This is a genomic window from Mycobacterium sp. ITM-2016-00317 (genome assembly GCF_002968295.1).
In the GTDB taxonomy this organism is placed as follows: Bacteria; Actinomycetota; Actinomycetes; order Mycobacteriales; family Mycobacteriaceae; genus Mycobacterium.
Map to the genome: position 1 here is coordinate 4,931,940 of NZ_CP134399.1, position 18,332 is coordinate 4,950,271.

General features: G+C 68.3%; 21 protein-coding genes, 4 tRNA genes and 1 pseudogene. 14 read left to right on the top strand and 12 right to left on the bottom strand.

Translation table 11 applies throughout. The features are described from left to right. Positions 1–28 precede the first annotated feature (28 nt). On the bottom strand, positions 29–463 hold the full coding sequence (locus C6A87_RS23575; RefSeq protein WP_311114454.1) for a RidA family protein: 435 nt from the start codon (positions 461–463) through the stop codon (positions 29–31). A 64-nt stretch (positions 464–527) separates the two neighbouring features. Here C6A87_RS23575 and C6A87_RS23580 point away from each other — a divergent pair, with 64 nt between their 5' ends. Further along, entirely contained in the window at positions 528–998 is a 471-nt protein-coding gene (locus C6A87_RS23580; protein ID WP_311114455.1) for a MarR family transcriptional regulator, read from the top strand. Positions 999–1,025: 27 nt separating this feature from the next. Here the strand turns inward: C6A87_RS23580 and C6A87_RS23585 are convergent, their stop codons facing one another. Beyond that, positions 1,026–2,039, bottom strand: a complete 1,014-nt coding sequence (locus C6A87_RS23585) for a helix-turn-helix transcriptional regulator (RefSeq protein ID WP_311114456.1) — start codon at positions 2,037–2,039, stop codon at positions 1,026–1,028. Between the two features lie 241 nt (positions 2,040–2,280). Here C6A87_RS23585 and urtA point away from each other — a divergent pair, with 241 nt between their 5' ends. From urtA to C6A87_RS23625, 8 genes and pseudogenes are all read left to right on the top strand, one after another. Next, entirely contained in the window at positions 2,281–3,525 is a 1,245-nt protein-coding gene (urtA, locus tag C6A87_RS23590; RefSeq protein ID WP_311114457.1) for an urea ABC transporter substrate-binding protein, read from the top strand. Positions 3,526–3,529: 4 nt separating this feature from the next. Then, a complete protein-coding gene (locus C6A87_RS23595) occupies positions 3,530–4,237 on the top strand; it encodes an urease subunit beta (RefSeq protein ID WP_311114458.1) in 708 nt (235 codons plus the stop codon). A 1-nt stretch (position 4,238) separates the two neighbouring features. Beyond that, positions 4,239–5,970 (top strand): annotated as a pseudogene (gene ureC / locus C6A87_RS23600) (urease subunit alpha). A 13-nt stretch (positions 5,971–5,983) separates the two neighbouring features. Continuing rightward, positions 5,984–6,604, top strand: coding sequence for an urease accessory protein UreG (gene ureG / locus C6A87_RS23605; RefSeq protein WP_311114459.1), 621 nt, complete (start codon positions 5,984–5,986; stop codon positions 6,602–6,604). Then, complete coding sequence (locus C6A87_RS23610) at positions 6,601–7,422, top strand: urease accessory protein UreD (RefSeq protein WP_311114460.1); 822 nt, start codon at positions 6,601–6,603, stop codon at positions 7,420–7,422. Before ureG ends, C6A87_RS23610 begins: the two co-directional genes overlap by 4 nt. Further along, complete coding sequence (locus C6A87_RS23615; protein WP_311114461.1) at positions 7,419–7,910, top strand: urease accessory protein UreE; 492 nt, start codon at positions 7,419–7,421, stop codon at positions 7,908–7,910. Before C6A87_RS23610 ends, C6A87_RS23615 begins: the two co-directional genes overlap by 4 nt. Next, positions 7,891–8,589: an urease accessory UreF family protein gene (locus C6A87_RS23620; protein WP_311118059.1), complete on the top strand. Its 699-nt coding sequence runs from the start codon at positions 7,891–7,893 to the stop codon at positions 8,587–8,589. Before C6A87_RS23615 ends, C6A87_RS23620 begins: the two co-directional genes overlap by 20 nt. A 52-nt stretch (positions 8,590–8,641) precedes the next feature. Next, positions 8,642–9,817 (top strand): pyridoxal phosphate-dependent aminotransferase, encoded by a 1,176-nt coding sequence (locus C6A87_RS23625; RefSeq protein ID WP_311114462.1) that lies wholly within the window; start codon positions 8,642–8,644, stop codon positions 9,815–9,817. On the opposite strand, the gene C6A87_RS23630 is transcribed toward C6A87_RS23625, so the two are convergent. The 3 genes from C6A87_RS23630 to C6A87_RS23640 all read right to left on the bottom strand — a co-directional run bounded on the left by C6A87_RS23630 (position 9,800) and on the right by C6A87_RS23640 (position 11,760). Continuing rightward, a complete protein-coding gene (locus tag C6A87_RS23630) occupies positions 9,800–10,720 on the bottom strand; it encodes a TIGR03564 family F420-dependent LLM class oxidoreductase (protein ID WP_311114463.1) in 921 nt (306 codons plus the stop codon). The two genes, C6A87_RS23625 and C6A87_RS23630, sit on opposite strands and share 18 nt — an antisense overlap. Before the next feature lie 113 nt (positions 10,721–10,833). Continuing rightward, entirely contained in the window at positions 10,834–11,271 is a 438-nt protein-coding gene (locus C6A87_RS23635; protein WP_311114464.1) for an SRPBCC family protein, read from the bottom strand. A 48-nt stretch (positions 11,272–11,319) separates the two neighbouring features. After that, on the bottom strand, positions 11,320–11,760 hold the full coding sequence (locus tag C6A87_RS23640) for an SRPBCC family protein (RefSeq protein WP_311114465.1): 441 nt from the start codon (positions 11,758–11,760) through the stop codon (positions 11,320–11,322). A 71-nt stretch (positions 11,761–11,831) separates the two neighbouring features. Here C6A87_RS23640 and C6A87_RS23645 point away from each other — a divergent pair, with 71 nt between their 5' ends. From C6A87_RS23645 to C6A87_RS23655, 3 genes are all read left to right on the top strand, one after another. Then, positions 11,832–12,197, top strand: a complete 366-nt coding sequence (locus tag C6A87_RS23645) for a UBP-type zinc finger domain-containing protein (protein ID WP_311114466.1) — start codon at positions 11,832–11,834, stop codon at positions 12,195–12,197. Positions 12,198–12,230: 33 nt separating this feature from the next. Further along, positions 12,231–12,380 carry a hypothetical protein gene (locus C6A87_RS23650; protein ID WP_311114467.1) on the top strand — a complete coding sequence of 50 codons (150 nt, stop codon included), beginning with the start codon at positions 12,231–12,233 and terminating at the stop codon, positions 12,378–12,380. A 185-nt stretch (positions 12,381–12,565) separates the two neighbouring features. Beyond that, positions 12,566–13,366 (top strand): MBL fold metallo-hydrolase, encoded by an 801-nt coding sequence (locus C6A87_RS23655; protein ID WP_311114468.1) that lies wholly within the window; start codon positions 12,566–12,568, stop codon positions 13,364–13,366. Here C6A87_RS23655 and C6A87_RS23660 read toward each other — a convergent pair. From C6A87_RS23660 to C6A87_RS23680, 5 genes are all read right to left on the bottom strand, one after another. Then, a complete protein-coding gene (locus C6A87_RS23660; protein ID WP_311114469.1) occupies positions 13,360–13,932 on the bottom strand; it encodes a helix-turn-helix domain-containing protein in 573 nt (190 codons plus the stop codon). The two genes, C6A87_RS23655 and C6A87_RS23660, sit on opposite strands and share 7 nt — an antisense overlap. Positions 13,933–13,953: 21 nt before the next feature. Beyond that, positions 13,954–14,523 carry a chorismate mutase gene (locus C6A87_RS23665; protein WP_311114470.1) on the bottom strand — a complete coding sequence of 190 codons (570 nt, stop codon included), beginning with the start codon at positions 14,521–14,523 and terminating at the stop codon, positions 13,954–13,956. A 38-nt stretch (positions 14,524–14,561) separates the two neighbouring features. Beyond that, positions 14,562–14,635 (bottom strand) — tRNA-Phe (locus tag C6A87_RS23670). A 40-nt stretch (positions 14,636–14,675) separates the two neighbouring features. Next, a tRNA-Asp gene (locus C6A87_RS23675) sits at positions 14,676–14,752 on the bottom strand. A 39-nt stretch (positions 14,753–14,791) separates the two neighbouring features. Beyond that, a tRNA-Glu gene (locus tag C6A87_RS23680) sits at positions 14,792–14,864 on the bottom strand. A 132-nt stretch (positions 14,865–14,996) separates the two neighbouring features. Between C6A87_RS23680 and C6A87_RS23685 the strand changes: the two genes are divergently transcribed. After that, a tRNA-Lys gene (locus C6A87_RS23685) sits at positions 14,997–15,072 on the top strand. Positions 15,073–15,119: 47 nt separating this feature from the next. Here C6A87_RS23685 and C6A87_RS23690 read toward each other — a convergent pair. Together C6A87_RS23690 and C6A87_RS23695 are read right to left on the bottom strand one after the other, a co-directional pair. Next, positions 15,120–15,797 (bottom strand): hypothetical protein, encoded by a 678-nt coding sequence (locus C6A87_RS23690; RefSeq protein WP_311114471.1) that lies wholly within the window; start codon positions 15,795–15,797, stop codon positions 15,120–15,122. Positions 15,798–15,930: 133 nt separating this feature from the next. Next, a complete protein-coding gene (locus C6A87_RS23695) occupies positions 15,931–16,827 on the bottom strand; it encodes a serine/threonine-protein kinase (RefSeq protein ID WP_311114472.1) in 897 nt (298 codons plus the stop codon). A gap of 185 nt (positions 16,828–17,012) precedes the next feature. On the opposite strand from C6A87_RS23695, the gene C6A87_RS23700 reads away from it, so the two are divergent. After that, positions 17,013–18,332 carry an MFS transporter gene (locus C6A87_RS23700; RefSeq protein WP_311114473.1) on the top strand — a complete coding sequence of 440 codons (1,320 nt, stop codon included), beginning with the start codon at positions 17,013–17,015 and terminating at the stop codon, positions 18,330–18,332.

The following is an 18,332-nucleotide window of genomic DNA, read 5'->3' on the forward strand; positions in this document are numbered from 1 at the left end:
GCGCCTGGACGCCCCGGTTCATTCCCCCTCAGCGGCCGACGATCGCGGTCACCCGGATCTCGACCCGCATCTTCGGAGCCCCGAGCGCCGCGACGCCGGTCTGCGTCCAGATGGGCGGCTGGTCCGGCATCCGCTTGCGCAACTGGTCGGCCATCACGTCGTTGTGCGCGTCGCCGATCGAATCGTCCGCGCTGGGAAGGTGATAGGAGTTCACGTGCACCACGTCGCGCCATGTCGCCCCCGCGGTCGCCAGGGTGCGCTCCACATTGTCGAACGCCCGCACGATCTCTTCCTCGAGCGACTCGGGAAAGTTCAGGTCGTCGTCCCAGCCGCCCTGGCCCGAGATCTCCACGCGGTCGCCGATCCGCACCGCCTGGCTGTAGTGCAGTAGTTGCCGCATCTTCGCGCCGTAGCCGGGGGTTTCGAAGAACGTCACGTCAGTTGCCTCTTTGACTTCATTCATGAAGTGAACGTAGCACGCGATTACTTCAAGCGTAAAGTCATGGCTCGCTCGATAGAGTGCAGGGATGGCGCCCTCGGACGACGACACCCAGTGGCTGACTCCCGACGAGAAGGAGGCCTGGACGGGTCTGGTCTCGTTGATGATGCTGCTGCCCGGCAAGCTCGAGTCGCCGCTGCGCGAGGTCGATCTGACCCTCTTCGAGTACCTCGTGCTCAGCCACGTCTCCGAAGCGCCCGATCGGCGGATCCGGATGAGCGAGTTGGCATTTCTGACCGGTGGTTCGCTGTCGCGCCTGTCCAACGTCGTGAAGCGGTTCGAAGAGCGCGGCTGGATGATGCGCTTTCCCGATCCCACCGACGGCCGCTACACCCTGGCAAGTCTCACCGACGTCGGCTACGCACTGGTGGTCGAAGCCGCACCGATCCACATGCGCTCGGTGCGACAGTTCGTCCTCGACCCCCTCACCACCACCGACAAGAAGGCGCTGGCCAGGATCGCGGCCAAGTTGCGGGTCCGACCAGGCGACCTGACCTGACGCGCTCCCCCGCCGGGTTCGGCGCTCTCACGCGGTCAGCGACACGCCACTTCCGAAGCCGCACAACACCCGCGCTGAGAGCAGGCCCAGCGACACCGCGCGCGAGGCGCACGACGCACGGTTGGTGGCGCCGAGTTTGGCCGACGCGCTCTCCAGATGATGGCCGGCGGTGCGTGCGCTGATGAACAGCCTGGCCGCGATCTCGGTGTTGGTCAGCCCGCACACAGCCAGGGTCAGTGCATCCAGCTCGCGCGGGGTGATGCCCGCCGGCAGCGGGCTGCGGGTCACCAGCAACACCGCCCCCAGACTGTCGCCGCGGTATCTCGCGGTCGTCGCGATCCGCCGTACGTACAACCAGGACACGCCGTCGTGGTGACGCAGCACGTCCGGTTTGACGCCGGCCGCCGACGCCACGAACGCTGCGGCAAGGTCGGCGATCAAAGCGGGATCCAACACCTCGTCGAAGGTGTTCCCGCCCCGCAGCAGTAGAGCCCGCCCGAGGTCATCGACGGCCCAGGCCTGGGCATCGGGAGCAATCAATTCGGCGACCATGCGGGGTCGAAGCGCGAAGTCCAGTTGCTCGGCCATCTGGCGGCGCAACGCGTTGATCTCGGCCACGTCGTCGTCGCTGGGGTACCGCGCGTCGTCGCAGTTGACGTGGATCGTGCCGACATAGGCCCCGTCGCTGGTGACCAGCCGCGCCGACAACCCCTCGTCGAACCCGGCAGGCCGGAACACGTTGCTGACCGAGTATCCGCTGCGATACTCGGGGAAGTCCCGCCAGCGCAGCGCGCCCAGACCGTGGACCCGCATGGCGTCGAACAGCGGGTCGTTGTCGACGAACCAGCTGTTGAAATGGTCCATCACTGCGTCTGGATAGTCGTGGTTGGCCACGCCGACGTGCCTGCGCTGGATCGGATCCCACAGACAGATCGCCGAGGCCGAGGATTCGGCACGAGCGGATAACAGATCGAGGAGGTCGTGGGCGCGGTCCTCCATACTGGCGCCACTGCTCAGCACGTCACCGTAGATGCCCGACATGGCACGCGTCCTCCGCTCAGCGCTCGCTGTGTGCGCACATCATCGGCAGGTCATGTTTCGGCCACGTTTCCGGGTTGAGGCGGTGGCGAAAACCGTTCGCGGAATTGGGAGATTCCTCCTATAGGCACTGTCCCGCACTCGTTTCTACGCTGACGGGCACCGACCATGCGGCACAGTGCAGTGCCTTACCCGACAGCACGAAGCAAAGGGCATCAGGATGTTCAGGTCATCGAGACGTTCCATGAGCGATTTCCGGCGTTGTTCCGTCGCGGTGCTGGCAGCGGCGGCACTTCTGACCGCCGGGTGCGGCAGCCGGGCGGGCGACGAGGGTGCGGCCGCAGCGCGCGAAAGCTGCGTCGACACCTCCGGCGACACCATCAAGGTCGGCGCCATCAACTCCCTCTCGGGCGGACTGGCGGTCAGCGAATCGGTGATCCGCGACGCGATCACGCTGGCCGTCGAGCAGGTCAACGCCTCCGGCGGCGTGCTGGGCAAACAGCTCCAGCTGATCAGCGAGGACGGCGCCTCCGAGCCCACCATCTTCGCCGAGAAGGCACAGAAACTGGTCCAGTCCGACTGTGTCGCCGTGGTTTTCGGCGGCTACACGTCCGCCAGCCGCAAGGCGATGCTGCCCGTTTTCGAAGACAACGACGCCCTGCTCTACTACGGCCAGCAGTACGAGGGGCTGGAGAGTTCGCCGAACATCTTCTACACCGGCGCCACCACCAATCAGCAGATCATCCCGTCGCTGGACTACCTCAAAGAGCAAGGGGTGAAGTCGCTGTACCTGGTCGGCAGCGACTACGTGTTCCCGCGCACCTCGAACGCGATCGTCAAGGCCTACGCGCAGGCCAACGGCATCGAGATCAAGGGCGAGGACTACACGCCGCTGGGCAGCACCGACTTCTCCACCATCGTCAACAAGATCCGCACCGCCGACGCCGACGCGGTGTTCAACGTCGTGGTCGGCGACTCCCTCAACGCGTTCTTCCGGGAATACCGCAGCGCTGGCCTGACCGCCGAGGCCATGCCGGTGATGTCGATGTGCGTCGGCGAGGAAGAGGTGCGCAGCATCGGCGCACCGACGCTGGTGAACCAGCTGTCGTCGTGGAACTACTACCAGACGCTGGACTCGCCGGCGAACAACACGTTCGTCGAGGACTTCAAGGCGCGCTTCGGCGCCGACCGGGTCACCTCCGATCCGATGGAATCGGCCTACGCGGCGGTGATGCTGTGGAAAGCGACTGTGGAGAAGGCGAACTCGTTCGCCGTGCCGGACATCCAGGAAGCCGCCGACGGCGTCACCGTCGACGTCCCCGAGGGCACCATGACCGTCGACGGCGAGAACCACCACGTCACCAAGACCGCACGGATCGGGCGCGTCGCCCAGGACGGCCTGATCTACCAGGTGTGGGAGTCCCCGGCGCCCATCGAGCCGGACCCGTACCTGAAGGACTACCCGTGGGCCGCCGGGATCACAGGCTGACGCGATGCATCTGACACCGAAGGACGAGGACCGGCTGCTGCTGTTCCTGGCCGCCGAGCTGGCGCGCAAGCACCGCTCGGCGGGCCTGGCCCTCAGCTACGCCGAGGCGCGGGCCCTGATCGCCGACGAAGTGGTCGAGGCCGCGCGTGCGGGTGCCAGTGTCGCCGAGGCCGCCGCCCACGGCGCCTCGGTGCTCACCGACGACGACGTGCTGCCGGGCGTGCCGACACTGCTGGGTTCGGTCCAGGTCGAGGCGTTCTTCGAGGACGGCCAGAAGCTGGTCACCGTGCACGACGCGATCGGCCCGGGCAGCGGAGCAACACCGCAGCCCGACGTCGTTCCCGGCGAGGTCCTGCCGTGTGACGGCGAGCTGGAACTCAACGCAGGCCGCGCCGGGACGACGGTGGTGGTCGACAACACCGGCGACCGCCCGATCCAGGTCGGTTCGCATTTCCACTTCTTCGAGGTGAACCGCGCGCTGCGTTTCGACCGGGCCGCGAGCTTCGGCATGCGCCTGGACATTCCGTCCGGCACCGCGGTGCGCTTCGAACCCGGTGAGCAACAGGAGGTCCGGTTGACCAGCTACGGCGGTCAGCGCACCGTGATCGGCCAGAACGACGTGACCAACGCCGACACCTCCGGACCTGCCGGCCCCGAACTGATGGCCCGCATGCACGAGCTCGGGTTCCTCGACGCCCCGAGGAGCAGCTGAGATGGGCCATCGGATCTCCCGCAGCCATTACGCCGAGCTCTACGGCCCCACCACCGGGGACCGGGTCCGGCTCGCCGACACCGAACTGCTGGCCAAGGTGGAGCACGACGCCACCGTGTACGGCGACGAATCGGTGTTCGGCGGCGGCAAGACCATGCGCGAGGGCATGGGAGTACACGGGGACATCACCAACGGCCAAGAGTCCAACGGCGAAGGCGCACTGGACTTCGTCATCACCAACGTGCTGATCATCGACGCGGTGCTCGGAATCCGTAAGGCCGACATCGGGATCCGCAACGGGCGCATTGCCGGGATCGGCAAGTCCGGCAACCCCCGCACCATGGACGGGGTCGACCCGGACCTGATCATCGGTGCAGGCACCGACATCCGCGCCGGCGAGGGCATGATCGCCACGGCGGGCGGCATCGACGTGCACGTGCACTTCGACAGCGCCGGGCTGGTCGAGGAGGCGATCTCCAGCGGCATCACGACGATGATCGGCGGTGGCCTCGGCCCCGTGACCGTCGGCATCACGTCGTCCGGGCCCACCAACCTCGCACGGATGCTGCGTGCCGCAGAGGGATTCCCGATGAACTTCGGGTTCATCGCCAACGGCAGCGCGTCGAGCACCGCGCCGCTGATCGAGCAGGGCCTCGCGGGGGCGATCGGGTACAAGATCCACGAGGACTGGGGTGCCACCCCGGCCGCGATCCGCGCATCGCTGGACGCCGGCGACGAACTCGACCTGCAGGTGCAGATCCACACCGACACCCTCAACGAGTCCGGCTTCTTCGAGGACACCATGCGCGCGATCGGCGGCCAGGCCGATCCACACCTACCACGCCGAAGGCGCAGGCGGCGGCCACGCACCGGACATCATGCGCGTCGTCGGCGAACCGTTCTGCCTGCCGTCGTCGACCAACCCGACCAACCCGTACACGCTCAACACCTTCGACGAGCACCTCGACATGGTGATGGTGTGCCACCACCTCAACCCGCGCATCCCCGAGGATGTCGCGTTCGCGGAGTCCAGGATCCGCCGCGAGACCATCGCCGCCGAGGACGTGCTGCACGACCTCGGTGCGATCTCGGCGATGGGATCGGATTCGCAGGGCATGGGGCGCATCGGTGAAACCATCGCCAGGACCTGGCAACTCGCCTCCCACATGCGCGCCACCCGCGGCGCGCTGCCCGGCGACGAGGGCACCGGCGCCGACAACGCGCGCATCCTGCGCTATGTCGCCAAGCTGACCATCAATCCGGCGCGGCTGTTCGGCATCGACCACGAGGTCGGGTCACTGGAGCCCGGCAAGCTCGCCGACATCGTGCTCTGGGAACCGAAGTTCTTCGGCATCAGGCCCGAGGTGGTGTTCAAGGGCGGCTTCCCGGCGTGGTCGGTGATGGGTGAGGCCAACGCGTCGCTGATGACGTGTGAGCCGCTCCGCTACCGCCCCCAGTGGGCGGCGTTCGGCCGCACCCCCGCCGACGTGTCGGTGAACTTCGTCGCCGGCGCCGCGATCAACGCCGGCCTGGGTCAGCAGCTGGGCCTCGACACCCGGCTGGTCGGGTGCCGGGGCGCCCGGGCCCTGACCAAAGCCGATCTGCTGCACAACGACTACCTGCCCGACATCACGATCGAACCCGACACCTACCGGGTCACCGTCGACGGCCAGCCCTGTGTGAGCACCCCGATGACCCGCGTTCCACTGGGGCGTCGGTACACGCTGAAATAGTCAGGAGGACAACATGTCTGAGCCAGTGCGCATCGGCATCGGCGGTCCGGTCGGATCGGGCAAGACCCGTCTCGTCGAAACCCTGGTGCCGCGGCTGTCCGGCGCCGGGTACAGCGTCGCCGTCATCACCAACGACCTGGTGACCGACGAGGACGCGCAACGCGTCCGGCGCAGCGGCGTCATCGATCCCGCGCGTGTGCTCGCCGTGGAGACCGGCGCATGCCCGCACACCGCGATCCGCGAGGACCCGTCGGCGAACCTCGCCGCGGCCGACCGCCTGAGCCGACAGTTCCCCGATCTCGACGTGATCCTCATCGAGTCGGGCGGCGACAACCTCGCGGCCACGTTCACGTCCGACCTGGTGGACTTCTGGATCTTCGTGATCGACACCTCCGCCGGCGATGACATCCCCCGTAAGAAGGGCATCGGTCTGCTGCAGGCAGATCTTCTGGTGGTCAACAAGATCGACCTCGCGCCCATGGTCGGCGCGGACCTCGACATGATGCGACGCGACTGTGCCGCCGCGCGGCCGGTGAAACCGACTGTGTTCACCGACCTGAGGTCCGGCCACGGCCTCCCCGAGCTGACCGAACGCCTGATCGACGGGGCGATGCTCGGCGTCGGAGTCCCGTGACGGCGCCGACCATCCGGCCCGGCGAACTCGGTATCGAGGTCGTCGCCGACGCATCGGGGCGCACCAGGGCCACGTCGCTGCGGCAGCGCTACCCCCAACGCGTCACGATGCCGCTGCACTGCGACCCCGTCCACCCCGGAGCGGCCACGCTGTGTGTGCAGAGCCCCAGCGGCGGCACCTTCTCCGACGACGAGTTACGCACCGTCGTGTGCTGCCGCACCGGCAGCCACCTGCACCTCACCACGCAGGCCGCCACGCAGGTGTTCGCCGGCGACGGGGACGGCGCCCGGCACCACCTCGAGTTCACCGTGCATTCCGGTGCGGTGCTGCAGTACTACCCGGGAACGGTGATCCCGCACACCGATTCAACGTTCACCCAGACGATCGAGGTCGGCGTCGAGCCCGGCGGGATCTACCTCGGCTGGGAGGCCGTCGCCGCGGGACGGATCGCCCACGGGGAGCGGTACGGCTACCGGGTCTACGACAGCGCGGTCGTGGCCCGGGTCGCCGGCCGCGCCGTCGCCAGGGACCGGCAGGTCATCCGTCCCGGAAGCGACGCCATGTGCCTGCTGGAGGGCGACTATCTGGCGACGTTCCTGGTGCTGGCCCCAGGCCGGGACGTCGAGTCGCTGGTGGCACGGTTGCGCACGACCCTCGACGGCACCCAGGCCTATCGGGGTGGCGCCGGCCGACTGCCCGGCGCATCGGGTGCCTTCGTCCGGCTGATCGCACAACGCGCCCCGGCTCTGCAGCGCGCCCAGCAGGAACTGTTCGCCGCCACCCGTGCCGACCTGCTCGCGGAAAGAGAGGAACGATGAAGGCACAGAACGTCCTCGGCGACATCTCCGAGCCGAGATTCGCCGGACGCGCGCGTCATCACGTCGACATCGGCTGGGGGGACGCGGCGAAACACCGCCAGGTCGTGACCGCCGACACGGGGCTGGTCGTGCAGCTCACGTTGCCGCGGGGCACGTTCCTGCGGGCGGGTGCGGTGATCGCCGAAGACGATGCCTCGGTGGTGGTGGTCCGGCGTCCCGCCGAAGACGCCATCGCGGTCCGCTTCGAGGACAACGACGGTGTGGCCGGTGCCCGCAGGATGCTGCTGCTCGGCTATCTGCTCGGCAACCAGCACGCCCCGATCGACGTCGGTGAGCACACCGTGGCCGCCCCGCTGTTCACCAGCGCGCACGCCGCCCGCGAGTTGCTCGCCGAGCTGGGCGTCGTCGGCGACGTCACGACGGTCGCCCTTGCCGGTGACGGCTGGTCCCGAACCTCCTCGGATGCCCATGCCGGCCACCGCCACTGACCCCGACATCGCGCTCGTGCTGTGGATGCAGCTGCACGACAGCGCCTTTCCGACCGGACGCATGGTGCACAGCCAAGGCCTCGAGCAGTGGCTCGCCGAGCGTCCCGACGCCGGCCACGACGCCATCGGGGCCGCGGTGCTCGCCTACCTGGCGAGCAGCTACGCGCCGCTGGACGCCACCATCGGTGCGGCGGCCTGGCGCGCGGGCACCGACGATCGGGCCCTGTGTGAGCTCGACGAGCTCGCGGCGACCTACAAGCTGTTCGACAACGCCCGGATCGCGTCGGAATCCGCGGGCCGCCAGCTCGCGACGGTGGCCCGGCAGACCGGGCTGGCCGCCGACTGCCGGTACCTGGACGCGGTGGTCGACGGAGTGACGCCCGGCCACTGCGCGGTGGTCGAGGGCGCACTGCAGGCCAGGCTCGGCATCCCGGTGCGCGTCGCCGCGCTCGGCTCGATGCGTTCGATGATGGCGTCGATGCTCAGCGCCGCGATCCGGCTCGGCCGCCTCGGGCCCCTGCACAGCCAGCGGATCCAGGCCCGCAGCGCGCCGTGCCTGGTCGAGCTGGCACGCCAGGCCTGTGAGCGCGACGTGGGCGACGTGTGGAGCGTGGCCCCGACCCTGGAGATCAGCGGGATGCGTCACGAGAGCCGTTCGGCCCGCCTGTTCACCACGTGAGCCGGCTGCCGGCGTCCTCCGGCGGGTCCGGTCCCACGTAGGCTTCGAGGTCGTGACGGTGCAACGGCTCCAGCCCTACGCGGTGACGGTCTTCGCCGAGATGTCGGCGCTGGCCACCCGCGTCGGCGCGGTCAACCTCGGTCAGGGATTCCCGGACGAAGACGGTCCGCCCGCCATGCTCAAGGCGGCCGAGAACGCGATCGCCGAAGGCGTCAACCAGTACCCGCCCGGCCTGGGCATCGCGCCGCTGCGACAGGCCATCGCCGACCAGCGCAGACGCCGCTACGGCACGGTGTACGACCCCGACACCGAGGTGCTGGTCACCGTGGGCGCCACCGAGGCCATCGCGGCGTCGGTGCTCGGTCTGGTCGAGCCGGGTTCCGAGGTGCTGCTGATCGAGCCGTTCTACGACTCGTACTCCCCCGTCATCGCGATGGCCGGCTGTCACCGTCGCGCGGTCCCGATGCGGCGCGACGGCCTGGGCTTCGCGATCGACATCGAGGGCCTGCGCGCCGCGGTGACCCCGAGGACCCGTGCGTTGATCGTCAATTCACCGCACAACCCGACCGGCGCCGTGGCCACCGACGACGAACTGCGCGCACTGGCCGAACTCGCCGTCGAGGCGGACCTGCTGGTGATCACCGACGAGGTCTACGAGCACCTCGTCTTCGACGGCAGACAGCACCGGCCGCTGGCCAACTATCCGGGGATGGCCGAGCGCACCGTCACCATCTCCAGTGCAGGAAAGATGTTCAACGCGACCGGCTGGAAGATCGGGTGGGCATGCGGGCCAAGCGATCTCATCGCCGGCGTGCGTGCGGCCAAGCAGTACCTCAGCTATGTGGGCGGTGCGCCCTTCCAGCCCGCGGTCGCGCAGGCGCTGGACACCCAGGACGCGTGGGTGGACGCGCTGCGCGTGACGTTCCAGAACCGCCGCGACCGGCTGGGCTCGGCGTTGACCGACCTCGGGTTCGAGGTGCACGACACTCACGGAACCTATTTTCTCTGCGTCGACCCGCGTCCTCTGGGATATCCCGACAGCACGGCGTTCTGCGCGGACCTGCCCGAGAAGGTCGGGGTGGCGGCGATCCCGATGTCGGCATTCTGCGATCCCGCGGGGGCCCATGCCGAGGAGTGGAAACACCTGGTGCGCTTCGCATTCTGCAAACGTGATGCCACGCTCGACGAAGCGATCCGGCGGCTGCGGACCCTAGAGCGTCGCGGCTAGCTCCCAGAGTTCCTCGTCGGGCCGGGTCCGGTCCACGGGACTGAGCACGATGTCGGTGGCGCCGGCATCGAGGTAACGCTGCACTGTGCGCCGTATCGCGCCGGCGTCCCCGAGGGCGGCCAGGTCGGCGATGCCGGCCACACTGTCGATGCCCTCCCGGGCAAGGACCCTCTGATAGGACGGGATGGTGGCGTAGAAGCTGAGTTGTTCAACGGCCTCAGCCCGTGCCGCGGCGACGTCGTCGGAGAGCAAAGCCGGCACCATCGCGACGACCCGCGGCGCCGGTCGGCCCGCATCGGCGGCGGCCTTCGTCACGGTCGGCACGATGAACTCCTCGAGCGCGCGGGGCCCGGCCAGATAGGGCAGGGTGCCGTCGGCGAGTTCCCCGGTTACCTGCAGCGCCTTGGGTCCCATCGCCGCGACGTAGATGGGTACCTGCGAACCGCCCGCCAGGTTCACCGGCCATGCCGGTGCCGCGGTGAATTCCTCACCATGGAAATCGACTGCGCCGGCGTCGAATACCGCGCGCAGGACGGTCAGGTACTCGCGCAACCGCTTGATGGTGTTCGGCCAGGACGACCCGAAGGTGACACGTTCGATCTCATGGGCGCCCAGACCCAGCCCGAGGCTGAAGTTGCCGTGCGCGGCCGCCTGGGCGGTCTGGGCCTGCGCCGCCAGGGTGAGCGGATGCCGCGGATTGAACGGCACCGCTGCGGTTCCGGTGCCGAGCCCCGGGACCGCCGCGCCGATCAGCCCCGCCAGCGAGATCGCGTCGTGGTCGTTCTGCTGGGCCACCCAGACCTGCCGGACGCCCCGCCGGTGGGCACGGCGGGCCTGGTCGATGTAGTCGTCGACGGCGTTCTGCGCCTGTGCGTTCGCGAAAAGCATGATTCCAGCGGCCATACGGCGACCAACCGCCCGCGCGCTCGGACTATTCCGGCGACCGGTGATCGACTCAACGCGAGCCGAAGGGTTGCCCCACGATGCGCGCTCCGGTAACCCGTTCGCGCCCAAATCTATTGCGCGGCCAGCACACGCAGACGGAGATTCTCCAGCGCGACGTCGAGCACCATCTTCTTGGCGCGTTTGACGAGGAATTTCGGGAAAGGGGCGGCCAGGTCGAGGAGCAGGTCGAAACGCACCCGGGTCCGACCCTCCCCCACCGCGGTCAGGTTGTACTCGCCGTGCTGACAACGCTGCCGCGACGTGCGTTCGGCGTCCCACACCACCCAATCGTCGCCCCAGTGGTACTCCAGCATTTCGTGGTCGGTCAAACCCATGATCGCGACCGTGGTCCTGACGTGGTGCGGCCGGCCGTCGGGATGACGATCCACGACCTCCGCGTCCTTGTGCAGCGACGACCACGAGGACACCGCCTCGATGTCGGCCAGGGCATCCAGGATCGCCTCGGGTGGGGCCTCGATCACCACTTCGCTGGACGCGCGCACCGCCATGTGGCAAATGTTAGCCAGGCGAACGGCCTCGCGCAGAGAAACCCGCAGCTAATTTCCGTTGACTTTGAGCACCTGCTTGCGCAACCCGTCGGTGGCGGTCTCCACGCCGCCCTTCATCGTGCGCTTGATGATGAACCCCGGCAACGGCACCGACAGGTCGATCGCGATGTCGAACTTCACCCGGGTCTTGTCACCGTCCGGAGTGAGGCGGTAGCCGGCGTCCTGGGCTTTGAGCTGGGTGGCCGAGACCAGCGTCCACCTGACTTCGTTGTCGCCCCAGGTGTATTCGATGACCTGTTCGTCGGTGAGGCCCGCGGCTTTGACGGTCATCTTGACCTGCTTGGGCCTGCCGTCCTCGTAGCGCTCCAGGATCTCCGCCTTCTGGTACTGCGGCGACCAGCTCGGCGTGGCCTCGACGTCGGCGATGACGTCGAGAATCTGCTCGGGAGTTGCCTCGATCACGACCTCGCGGGAATCCTTGGTTGCCATGGCGAGACCATAGACCACCGCGATCGCCATTCGGATCGAGATCACCGCAGCAGGCACGTACGCTCACCGTCGTGGGCGACGTTCGCGGCGAGACAGTGGATCCCTCGGTGCCGCCCACCGGCACCGGTTGTGTGGAGTGCGATGCCGTCGGCGGCTGGTGGGTGCATCTGCGCCGGTGCGCGGCCTGCGGCCACATCGGCTGTTGCGACGACTCCCCGGCCAAGCACGCGTCGGCGCACTGGCGCACCACCGGCCATCCGATCATCCGGTCGTTCGAACCGGGCGAGGACTGGTTCTGGAATTACGACACCGATGCGTACTACGACGGACCCGAACTGGCCCCGCCGCAGAGCCGACCGGCCGACCAGACGGCACCGGGCCCGCGCGGACGGGTGCCCGCGGACTGGGTTGCCCGGCTGCAGGCCGGTCGCGGCTGAGTGAACCCCGGCCGGCGCGGGTAACCCAGCGCCGTGACCAAAGACAAGCCGAAGACGGCCCAGACCGATGCGGGCTCCACGCACGCCGACGACGACGTGATGAGCGATCCGTCCAAAGGCGACGACGATCGAGTGGACTGGGCCGACGAAGGCGGGGCCACCGAGAGCGGGCCGGCCACCTGACGTCCGGCGTCCGGGGGTGCGCGAGAAGGCCGCTGGCTGAACACCATTCCTGTTCATCGTGCACCTCGCACACCTGGAACGGGCCGTCATCCGGTCTGACCGAAGTTCCGCACATTGCCCCGTAAGGGTCGTCCCGCCGATTAGCGTTGATCGCAGGTCGATGTCGGCGACACCGGGGGGTATCTGTGCGAGTCCACCACCTCAACTGCGGGACGCTACGACCCCCGGGCGTCGACACGATGGTCTGCCACGTTCTGCTCGTCGAGTCCGACGCCGGACTGGTACTCGTGGACACGGGTTTCGGGATCCGCGACTGTGACGATCCGGGGCGCTACGGACGCATCCGGCGTCGGCTGGTCCGGCCCCGATTCGACCACGACGAAACCGCGGTCAGACAGATCGCGCGACTCGGGTTCCGCACCGCCGATGTTCGCCACATCGTGGTGACCCACTTCGACGCCGACCACATCGGTGGACTCGCCGACTTCCCCGACGCGGACGTGCACGTCACCGCCGCAGAAGCCCGCGGAGCGATGCGGTCGCGCAAGATCTCGAACCGGATGCGCTTCCGGCCCCCGCAATGGGCGCACGGCCCGAAGATCGTCGAGCACGACGTCGACGGCGAAGCCTGGCGTGGCTTCGCGGCCGCGAAGGAACTCACCCCGATCGGGCCGGGCTTCGTGCTGGTTTCCCTGCCCGGTCATACCGAAGGCCATGCCTGTGTCGCGGTCGACGCCGGACACCGCTGGGTGCTGCACGGCGGCGACTCGTTCTACCACCCCGGCACCCTCGCAGGCTCCCCGCCGGTGCCCGCGCTGACCACGCTGATGGAGAATCTCGTCGCCTCCGACCGGGCGAAAGTCCGGCAGAACCACGTCCGCCTCGCCGAGCTCTACCGGCACGGCCACCCCGACCTCATGATGCTGTGCTCACATGACCGGACGCTCTACGAGCAGGCCAGAGCCACCGCCACGCCCGGTCAGTGACCGGGCGGGCTCAGCAACGCGATCGACGCGTCGACCGCCTCATCGGTGACGTCACTCATCCGGCCGCCTTCTTCGACGGTGATGGCCGTCAGCTCACGCAGCCCGCCGAGCAACATGATGACGCGCCGGCGCGAGACGGGGCCGACGCCGGCGGCCCGGAACTCGTCGGTGGCGCCGAGCGTCCCGACCATGTCGATGAAGTGCTCCATCGCATCGCGCTGCAGCCCCCGCGCGGCGGCGCCCAGCGACGGCACGTCACGGATCCAGCTGAGCATCAGCGCCGACCGCGCCTCCCCCGACGAGATCCAGGCCTCGATCGCCTGCCGCACCTGCTTCTGCCACGGTGCGCTGGGGTCGACGGCTTCGGAGATCTGCCTGATCTGCTCGGCGTTGGCGTCGGAGAGCAGAGCGACGAAACACGCCTCCCGGCTGTCGAAATGCTCGTAGAAGGTGCGGCGCGAGGTCCTGGCCCTGCGCACGATGCCTGCGACCGTCGTCTTGGCGTAGCCGTCTTCGGCGATGGAGGCCTCAAGCGCGTCGAGCAACCGTTGGCGGAAGTCGGTCATGGCAGCGGGGTGCTCGGGCGCTCAGCGGCAGTAGCTGCGGGTGGCGTGGTCGAGGGCTTGCCGGTAGAGCGGATCGAGCCCGCGCTGCGCGGCGACGGTCGCCTTGGCCTGGTCGAGCTCGGGGCGGCAGGTCGGCGCGTGCAACTTGTCCCACTCGTCGGCCATCCGGGTGACCATCTCCCGGTTCAGCGCGTCGATGATCCCCCTCGAGGCTGTGAGATCGGGCACGTCCACCGGGGCGGCGGCCGGATCGAACTTCCACTGCGCCAGCCGGGTGTACTCGATCGCCACGGTGGCGTCGATCTGGTCGCGGAAGGCGGTGGCCACGTAGGCCGGATCGATCTGCAACGCCGCTGCTTCCGCCGACACCGCGTCGAGCACCTGCGTCTCGCGCGCCGGGTCCTCGATCAGCCCGCCGGTGTGGAACTTGTTGGCCGCGATCGGTTCGGCGACCTGGAGGCGGCGCGTCGCCGCATCCACGAGATCGACGAGGGTGGTGTGTGGCTGGGCCGCGGCGGCCGGTGCGAACAGCGACAGCAACATCGCCAGGGTGGCGGCCAGAGCGGGAAGGCGCATCATCGGGAACATCATCCCCGGAGGGAACCCCGCGGCCAAGCCGGGGGTCTCGGTGGCCAGGGCCGGGATCGAACCGGCGACCTTCCGCTTTTCAGGCGGACGCTCGTACCAACTGAGCTACCTGGCCGGACGGCACGATCACTTGCATGGCAAGTGCCTCGCCGTAATGGCGACCCTGACGGGACTCGAACCCGCGACCTCCGCCGTGACAGGGCGGCGCGCTAACCAACTGCGCCACAGGGCCTTACTGTGTTGCTCCTCCCACCGAAGTGGTCGTTGCGTGTACCCCCAACGGGATTCGAACCCGTGCTACCGCCGTGAAAGGGCGGCGTCCTAGGCCACTAGACGATGGGGGCCTATTCCGAATTCCTCCGGGGTACTCACAACGCTCGTTCGTTGGGAGCTTCGATAGCTTAGGGTACGGACACCCAAATCCTCAAACGGGCTGGGTGTCGTATCCTTTTCGGGGTCACACACCCGTGACCGACGCCCCTATAGCTCAGTTGGTAGAGCTACGGACTTTTAATCCGCAGGTCCCAGGTTCGAGCCCTGGTGGGGGCACCACGCAGGAATGGCGGCGCAGCCGGCTTCGGCGCGATGTGAGCTCCGCGTCAGCGGAAGTAGACCTCGTCGCCGTCGGGGTATCCGCCGCCGGTGGTCGTCACGTGGACGTGGTCGTAATGTCCGTAGCCGCCGGCCTGTGCGCCGCCCGGCGTGTAGTACACGCCCCGCCAGATCGCGTCCTGGATGCCGAAGCGCTCGGCGTTCGCCAGCACGTACGCGACGATCTGGTTCCCCAGCGAGATGCCGGCGTCCGAGGACGGGTTCGGGATCATCACATCCAGCGCCAGGCCGTTGGGGTGCCAGCGCAGCGAATCCTGTCGTACACCGCCGATGCTGTTGATCTCCGGGAAGACCTCGCTGAGGCTGCGGGCGGTCAGGATGGTGCGCACCTGCAGCCCCCTTTCGGGGGCCACTCCGGCGGGCAGGGTGCGGCTCACCACGCGCCAGCGGGACGCCGACACCAGCGAGGCCGACTCGACGGAGCCGTCGTCGGTCAGCCGCTCCGGGACGTGGCCCGACGCGGGGGCCGCGACGATCTCCACACAGCAGGGCGGCGCCAGATCCTCGACGGGCGGCGCCGGGGCGGCGACAGGCTTCTCCTCGACGGGGACGGGAACGGGGCCGGTATCTCCCTTCACGGCGAGGAACACCGCGGCAGGGGCAAGCGCGGACACCACGTATGCCGAGGGGTTGCGCCTTTTCTTGGCGATCGAGTGCCGACCCACGCTCAGCAAGATAGCGAAAAATCTCGCAACATACCGCACCGTTGACGAAAACTGAATGCGGCTCGCAGATCGTTACCTGACCGGAATCACTCGGTGAGCAAGTGTATATCTGCTGGTCAACCGCGCAATGTGGTCACACGACGACCAGCAGTGCCGCCAGCACCAGAATCACCGTGAACGCGGTGGCCGCGAGCAGTCCCCCGGCGCGTCGGGGCGGTTGCGCCGGAGAATTCAGGGAGGCCAACATCTGGTCGGCGGTGGCGAACCGCCACCGCGGGTCGCGCGACATCGACCGCTCGATCGTCGTCGCCAGCGCGGGGTCGACGTCGGGCCGCAGCGCGCTCAGCGGCGGCAGGTGGCCGACCGCGATCGCGTCGGCCAGCGCCGCGAGGTTGGCCTGCGGATAGGCGCGCCGGGCCGTCAGCGCCTCGTAGGCCACCACGCCGAGCGCGTACAGGTCGTCGCTCGGCGTCGCAGGCCGCCCGGCGATGCGATCCGCGGGCAGATACGCCATCGTCCCGAAGACCCGATTGGTCAGCGTCTGCGGACTGTCGGCACTCTTGGCCACCCCGAAGTCGGCGAGCTTCACGCGGCCGAACTGGGTGAACAGGATGTTCGCGGGTTTGACGTCACGGTGCAGCACGCCACGGGCATGCGCTGCGCTCAACGCCGACAGCACGTCCTGCATGATCGAGCGCACCTGGTCGGCGGGCAACGGCCCCTGGCGCGACAACACGTCCGCCAGGCTCTGCCCAGGCAGGCGTTCCAGCACGATGTAGTGCCGGCCGTCGTGCACACCGGTGTCGTGTACCTCGACGACGTGCGGATGGTTCAGCGCCGCGGCCGCGCGCGCCTCCGTGGCGAACCGGCGCCGGGTGTCGGGCTGCGCACCGACCGCCGGGTGAAGCAGTTTCACCGCGACCGGGCGGCCCAGTCGTTTGTCCCACGCCTCACGCACCTCGGCCATGCCGCCACGGCCCAGCACACCGCCGAGTTCGTAACGACCGCCAATGACCTCCGGCGCCTGCATGCCTCTGAAGCTAGCCGGTCTTCGTCCGCGGCAAACCTGCGACGCGGTCCGGCGCAGGTCACCGCGCAGATCCGCGGATCGCCGCGCGCCATCGCAGGTTCTGTGATCAAATCTCGTCAAGATGTGATCACAAATTGGCGGTTAGTGATCACACTGGTATCCCGTAGCGACGGAAGGCACCGTGCATGACCGACACCCCCACGCTTCCCGCACCCGTTGACGACCGGTCGGCCCGGCACGTGGTCGCCGGCGCAGGCGTCGGGACGTTCGTCGAGTACTTCGGCGACGCCGTGTACGCCTTCATGGCGGTCACCCTGGCGGCGGTCTTCTTCCCGACGGACAACCCGTCGGTGGCGATCCTGCAGACCTTCGCGATCTTCGGGGTGTCCTTCCTGATGTATCCCCTCGGCGGCATGTTCTGGGGCCATTACGGCGACAAGATCGGCCGCAAGAAGGTTCTCGCCATCACGATCCTCGGGATGGGCTCCATCACCTCGCTGATCGGCTTGCTCCCCACCTACGAGTCGATCGGGTGGACGGCGGCTCTGCTTCTCCTGGTCGCGCGCCTGCTCCAAGGGTTCTGCGCGTCGGGCGAATACTCCGGCGCGGCCGTGTTCATCGGGGAGTTCGCTCCCGCAGCCAAGCGGGCCCGCTACATCAGCGTGGTGCCGATCGGCGCCGCGTCCGGTTTCCTGGTGGCCTCGCTGCTCATCACTGCGATGTTCTCGATTCTCGGCGACGCGGCGATGCAGGACTGGGGCTGGCGTATCCCGTTCCTGATCGCCGGCCCGCTGTGCCTGATCGGCTGGTACATCCGGTCCAACCTCGACGAGTCGCCGGCGTTTCTGGCGCTGCAGTCCGACGACAGGATCGCCGAATCCCCGGTGGCGCAGGTCTTCCGGCACCACTGGCGGAGCGTGGTACGGATGCTCTGCATCATGGCGGTCAACGCCGGCGGCTACTACCTGGTGTTGTCGTACATGGTGACGTACTTCCAGGAGGAGGTCGCGTTGTCGGCCACCCAGTCCAACCTGATCGCCACCATCGCACTGGTGCTCTACCTGCCTTTGTTGTTCGGTGCCGCCGCGCTGTCGGATCGGATCGGACGCAAACCGGTACTCATCGCCAACGCCGCACTGTTCATCCTCGTCAGCTACCCGGCGTTCCTGCTTCTCGGCGCGGCGGGCTTCGGCGCGGCACTGGCCGTGCAACTGCTGTTCGTCGCGATGTTCAGCCTCAACGACGGGACCTTCGCCACCGCCTTCGTCGAAGGCATGCCCACCGAGATCCGCTTCAGCGGCTTCGCCATTCCGTTCACCCTCGGTATCGGTCTGTTCGCCGGCGGCACCCCGTTCCTGGCGACGTGGCTGATCAGCACCACCGGAAGCCCCGTCGCTCCCAGTTTCGTGCTGATCGCGATCTGTGTCATCGCACTCTTCGGCCTGGTCACGATGCGTGAAACCGCGCCGGCGAAGATCGCCGCCGACGAGGTCGCACAGCGATGA